Origin of the sequence: Paenibacillus sp. oral taxon 786 str. D14 (assembly GCF_000159955.1) — a bacterium.
Taxonomy (GTDB): Bacteria; Bacillota; Bacilli; order Paenibacillales; family Paenibacillaceae; genus Fontibacillus; species Fontibacillus phoenicis.
The window spans coordinates 197,240-201,019 of record NZ_GG695973.1; the positions used below are offsets into that span (position 1 = coordinate 197,240).

General features: G+C 46.6%; 7 protein-coding genes. All 7 read right to left on the reverse strand.

Going from position 1 to position 3,780, the window contains the following annotated elements:
* Positions 1-69: 69 nt before the first annotated feature.
* Entirely contained in the window at positions 70-336 is a 267-nt protein-coding gene (locus POTG_RS07655) for a hypothetical protein (RefSeq protein WP_009224255.1), read from the reverse strand.
* A gap of 50 nt (positions 337-386) precedes the next feature.
* Complete coding sequence (locus POTG_RS07660) at positions 387-665, reverse strand: holin (protein ID WP_009224256.1); 279 nt, start codon at positions 663-665, stop codon at positions 387-389.
* 20 nt (positions 666-685) lie between these two features.
* A complete protein-coding gene (locus tag POTG_RS07665; RefSeq protein ID WP_036644786.1) occupies positions 686-1,618 on the reverse strand; it encodes a peptidoglycan recognition protein family protein in 933 nt (310 codons plus the stop codon).
* A gap of 361 nt (positions 1,619-1,979) precedes the next feature.
* The gene (locus POTG_RS07670; RefSeq protein ID WP_009224258.1) at positions 1,980-2,267 is read right to left on the reverse strand and encodes a hypothetical protein; all 288 of its coding nucleotides are present in this window, start codon (positions 2,265-2,267) and stop codon (positions 1,980-1,982) included.
* Between the two features lie 100 nt (positions 2,268-2,367).
* Positions 2,368-2,547 carry a hypothetical protein gene (locus POTG_RS07675; protein ID WP_036644653.1) on the reverse strand — a complete coding sequence of 60 codons (180 nt, stop codon included), beginning with the start codon at positions 2,545-2,547 and terminating at the stop codon, positions 2,368-2,370.
* Positions 2,548-2,841: a hypothetical protein gene (locus POTG_RS07680; RefSeq protein ID WP_036644656.1), complete on the reverse strand. Its 294-nt coding sequence runs from the start codon at positions 2,839-2,841 to the stop codon at positions 2,548-2,550. It abuts the gene before it with no gap.
* Positions 2,842-2,852: 11 nt separating this feature from the next.
* On the reverse strand, positions 2,853-3,780 hold a 928-nt coding region (locus tag POTG_RS23680), incomplete at its 5' end, for a pyocin knob domain-containing protein (RefSeq protein WP_036644658.1).

Genomic DNA, 3,780 nt, shown 5'->3' on the forward strand with positions numbered 1-3,780 from the left:
AACCATCCTGATTTGAAAAATGCAAAATAAGGGCCGCTCGCAAAGCGAACGGCCCAAAATATAGGAGGCTCAGGAGGCAGTATGCCGCCCTTTTGCCACAGGTACACAAGCTAATATGTTATCGATCCGAAAAGCCCGAGGGACATGGGAAGTCAGGCATGTCGCCCGAACCAAACCGCCCCGCACATCATGAACTTCGATCCGCCGCTGCGTGATCTTGCCTGTACGGTCAACGTAGATGATTTCTACAGTTCGACCGATGTATTTTTCCACCAGGATCATCTCCAAATAGGAACGTTTGTTTGTATTATATGCAAACAAATGTTCTTTATTCAAGTGGAAATGGCCTCCAAGCCAGATCATGCTGCTCTATGACCGTAAGCCCCTCACTTGTCCTTTGTTCTTCCCTGGCGATTGTTCCCGAGTTCAAACAATCCGGTGGCCGACAAACCCGCCAAACCGCCCGCCCAGAGTCGCAGCACCAGCTCCATTTCCGTAAATGGGTACGCCGCTGCTCCGACCAGTACGCCGATGATCACGCCGATGAAAGGGATTAGATTTTTGGGCAGGTTGAAGGTCGTTTTCACGAGTTGCACCAAAGCTAATACAAATACGGACAAGACCGAGGCAAACGCCAATACATTGGTTAAAATCTCGTTTTGCATAACGATGACTTCCCTCCTTCTTATTGCTCCGGGATGCCCGCAGCCCGGCGCAGGTAATTCGCCAGATTGTGAAAATGCTGCGCCCGTGCCATATTTCCTTCGTCCCGTGCCTTAAACCAAGCCGGCGATAGCCAGCGGAAGATGATTTCCTGCGCATTGCTTTTTGGCAGCGGAATCAGTGGGCCGGGGGTGGACGAAGAGGCTAGCGGAATCCCTGAGGCCACCCGAAGATTGTTCGCCAAATTGTGAAAATGCGTCATGCCAACCTGATCCCCTTTGGCACGTGAAGCAAACCATGCGGGTGAAACATAGTTGTCGATCAGCGACTGGGCGATGGAAGCGGGCAATGGCGTAAACGACGTATTCGAGTTTGACGTCGGGCTAGGCGTACGCATGGTCTTGAGTTCGGCTGAAATATCGTCCAGCAATCGGTTCATCGTTTTCCCGCCTGTAGCCAGAGCTTTGTCGGGATCCTGTCTTCGCGCCGGGTCAAGTTGCCTGTGAGATGGAATAAAGACGTAAGGGTTCTTGTTCCATTTGTAACAGCAATAAGCCAAATACCAGACATACCGCTTGTACGCTTCCGTAAATTTTATGCGCCCGCCGTAGCAAAATTCCACCCCGATGGCCGCATCGTTGGCATCATAGCCAAATAAATCATTGTCCGTCTTCACGTTGTACAGCACGTGCCAGGCTTTCTCCGCAGGATCGGGGCCGGTACCTGTCGGGATAATTTCAAGGATTTTTGTATCATCAATAAACACATGGGCCGAGGCCGTGCGATCCTTCAGCGAGTTGAAATAGGCATAGTGGTTGTCCGCCGTTGCCCCCGGATTCCCTGTGTCATGCGCCACAAAAAACTCCGGGGTTCCCGTCGTCAACCTCGCCCCTGGCCGGACATTAGGCCGCTTTGCAATGTATCGCCTTTCAATTCGGTACTTTTGTGTATCCATAAGCGATTTCACCCCTTCCATTTATGCTATTCCGCAAGGTGCCCCCTTCGCTTGTGCACTTGTGAGTACGATTCTAGGATTTTCATCATAAAACAAAAGAGCCTGCGATATTTAGCAGACTCTGGTATAATTTGGCATGAATTTGGACGGGAGAGCAGCGCCTCCGGATCGGAGGTGATGCATATGAAGTTTTCTAACTAAAATAACCCGCCCAGGTTAGCGCCAAGGTGCGGGTTATTCTCTGATGTACATTTGGAGGTTTCCCACCCAAGTGTTGTACCGGTGAGGCTGTGGCGCAGCCTCCTTGTTTCTATTGTTATCTTAGCATACTCTTCCATATACCTCAATTATTCACAAGAGCTTATTCCTCTAGCCGATCGATTCGCTTATGGGCTTGTTTCGCCGATTCCTCGACGCGCGTCAGCCGCTCGGAGAAGGCTTCAAATCGCTGGCCTTGCAGCTTTTGTTCAATTTTCATGTCGTCTACGCCCCGCTTGATGTACTCTACATCCGCCCGTTGCACAGCCTCCGCTTCAGCCGACTCCTCAGCCTCCCGTCTCGCCGCCTTTGCACGCCCCGCCCACCCCAACGCAATCCCGCTCACCGCCGCCAGCACGGAGGTTACCGCGGTGATGATCGTAATGTCCATGATTACACCTTCTTTCGTGGAAAATGAAGAGCCCTCGGGGGACCGAGGGCAGAAGTAAAAATAAATATATTCCTTATAGTTCATGCATAGTATCGTCCAACTATAACTCAAAATTAATATCGGGTAAAATCTTTATGATCTCTGCTTTAACATACTCAGCGTTTTCATTTGACAAATTATAATAAGAAACAATTTCGTTCATAGTTAGTTTACCTTCTGCAAATCTAGTAACACATGCTCTAGAGATAATCCGCATTTTTGCTGCTAACAATGCATCCATTTATTCACCTTCTCCCGAGAATAATTCCGAGAACACGAGTTCTATATCAGCTAGGCGTTGCATGAGCTCGTCTTGGTTATTCTTCAAATACCTAGTGGATAAATCTTCAAGATATTCAGGAACTGTTTCACCTACCACTATCTCTTCTGAATCAGACACAAAAACATAAGCCAGTTCATTATCAATATAAGCAGTCATTGATTCGCCAACTATGTTCCTACCGTCTAAATGAACCAAATCATTTATTTGGTCAACAACGATATCATCTTCTTTTCTTACAATAAATGCTTTCATTTTCTCCCCCCTTATGTCGTTCTGATGGCTCCATTAGGCGTATTGAATATTTGCGCTCCTTCAGTGACTTTAAAAGCAGTAGATGCACCAAGAGAAACTACTCCCGACACAGTTACAATCGACCCACCTTCTGCCCAGATTCCAGTAGTGTTTCCGCTACCGTTGTTGTTTGAAGATAAAAATACCCAACTGCCATTCATAGCGTTTATCGCTGTTTGCAATCCAGTAAAGGTACATCCAGTAAAGTAATATTTGGCATTGCCCCCTACTATTGCTCCGTATAGGTTTGCTCCCGCCCCCCCAGCAGCGTTAAATATACAACTGGAAAATGATATGAAGGAGGCCCCTGCTTCTCGCACATCAAATAACAGAGCGAAAGTTACATTTGTAAATTTCAATTCATGCAAAGACGATTGAGAAATTCCTACAATACCATTCAAAATAACATTAGATTTGTTGCCACCTTTACCCCCATCAGCTTCTATACTTATAGAATGGCCAGATATCTCTGAGATAAAGATACTTTCATTATAAGTACCAGGGGCCAGTCTAATCGTGACACCCCAGGGTAGTATTATTGGGCTCTCTTGGAGCATTTTTATTGCCCGGTTTATCGTTTTAAAAGGACTACCATACTTTCCTGTATTACTATCATTTCCATTAACTGCATCTACGTAAAGTACTTGCGTCGGAGTATGGGGGTTTATTAATACCCAACTTGACCAAGTACCTGCCATTAACGTCCTTTCCCAAACTTTGTTGGTTCCGAACTCTTTTATTGTTTGCTTAATCCAATTGTTAGGATCACTTGAGTGAACTTGAACAGTAAGATACCACCAACCACTACCAGCAGCATATTTCGAAGCTTCTGGTGTATTAATCAGCCCATTACCATTATAAAATCCACCAGATTTGACGTTGTCTAGGTTAGTACCACTG

Bases quoted from the DNA above. Each gene is read 5' to 3' on its own strand.
- POTG_RS07660 (WP_009224256.1), bottom strand. From the start codon at position 665: ATGCAAAACGAGATTTTAACCAATGTATTGGCGTTTGCCTCGGTCTTG.
- POTG_RS07665 (WP_036644786.1), bottom strand. From the start codon at position 1,618: ATGGATACACAAAAGTACCGAATTGAAAGGCGATACATTGCAAAGCGG.
- POTG_RS07675 (WP_036644653.1), bottom strand. From the start codon at position 2,547: ATGGATGCATTGTTAGCAGCAAAAATGCGGATTATCTCTAGAGCATGT.
- POTG_RS07680 (WP_036644656.1), bottom strand. From the start codon at position 2,841: ATGAAAGCATTTATTGTAAGAAAAGAAGATGATATCGTTGTTGACCAA.
- POTG_RS07670 (WP_009224258.1), bottom strand. From the start codon at position 2,267: ATGGACATTACGATCATCACCGCGGTAACCTCCGTGCTGGCGGCGGTG.